This is a genomic window from Acinetobacter sp. YH12086 (assembly GCF_013419345.1).
Classification (GTDB): Bacteria; Pseudomonadota; Gammaproteobacteria; order Pseudomonadales; family Moraxellaceae; genus Acinetobacter; species Acinetobacter amyesii.
The window spans coordinates 1-1,100 of the sequence record NZ_VPAF01000056.1; the positions used below are offsets into that span (position 1 = coordinate 1).

Genomic DNA, 1,100 nt, shown 5'->3' on the forward strand with positions numbered 1-1,100 from the left:
GATCAACTCTATCAAAAGGCCTTAGAAGTTCTAAAACATAATCATAATATTACTGAAATTACGTTACAAATAGAAAATACGAAATGTAATACATTGAACCAACATAAACACTAATTTGGACTTTAGTTTTCATATAGATGTTTTGTGTAACTTTAAAGTATAGCCTAACGGAACAAAATAAAGTCTTAAAAAGCAACTCAAAAACCGTATTTATAGACTTAATATTTAATTTCGGTACAATATGTATTTAATTATCTAAACTCTAACGGTACAGAATGCCTAATCAGGTCGGATATATTCGAGTCAGTTCAACTGAACAAAATACTGAACGTCAATTAGATGGAATCAGCCTGGATAAGACCTTTACTGAAAAGGCAAGCGGTGGTAGCCGTGAACGTCCTCAGTTAAATGCAATGCTCGACTATCTGCGTGAAGGTGATACGGTGCATGTTCATAGTATTGATCGTCTGGCACGTAATACAAATGATCTGAACGAAATTGTGAATAGTCTGAATGATCGTGGTATAACCATTATTTTTCATAAAGAGAATTTGACCTTCAGTCATGATGTAGCACAATCGGCAATAAATAAACTCATGTTTCAGATGCTTGCTGCATTTGCAGAGTTTGAACGCTCCATGATCCGTGAGCGTCAAAAGGAAGGAATTGCAAAAGCCAAAGCGAAGGGCTTATATAAGGGAAGAAAGCGGAAGGTTGACTATGTTGAAATACGAAAAGCAATGGCTGAAGAAAATTCAACATTTAGAGGTGTTGCAGAAAAGTTTAAAGTAGGGATAGCAACAGTACAAAGAGCTTTAAAAGAAGAAACTAATAATCAATAAGGTTGATTAATGAAGACGCTTAGATATTCAAATTTAGAAAAGATCATGACCATTTATACTGAAATTTCTACTTATATTACATTTCATAATGCGACTGGTTTAACAGATATAAATAAATCAATGGAAGATTTTTGAACCGTACCGGGTTTGTCGGAGACCAAGCTTTCTGAGAGAATGTCCCGATGAAAAAAGTAAAATATACCCCTGAAATCAGAGAAAGAGCGGTTCAATTATTGATTGAATCCGAGAAAGATTATC

1 protein-coding gene and 1 pseudogene are annotated in these 1,100 nt (G+C 34.3%); both read left to right on the top strand.

Features of this window, described 5'->3' with window-relative positions; genetic code table 11:
* Positions 1-114, top strand: a pseudogene (locus tag FTU29_RS17265) (cation transporter); the annotation flags it as partial.
* 161 nt (positions 115-275) lie between these two features.
* A complete protein-coding gene (locus tag FTU29_RS17270; protein WP_006581699.1) occupies positions 276-842 on the top strand; it encodes a recombinase family protein in 567 nt (188 codons plus the stop codon).
* The last annotated feature ends 258 nt before the right edge of the window (positions 843-1,100 follow it).

Bases quoted from the DNA above. Each gene is read 5' to 3' on its own strand.
- FTU29_RS17270 (WP_006581699.1), top strand. From the start codon at position 276: ATGCCTAATCAGGTCGGATATATTCGAGTCAGTTCAACTGAACAAAAT.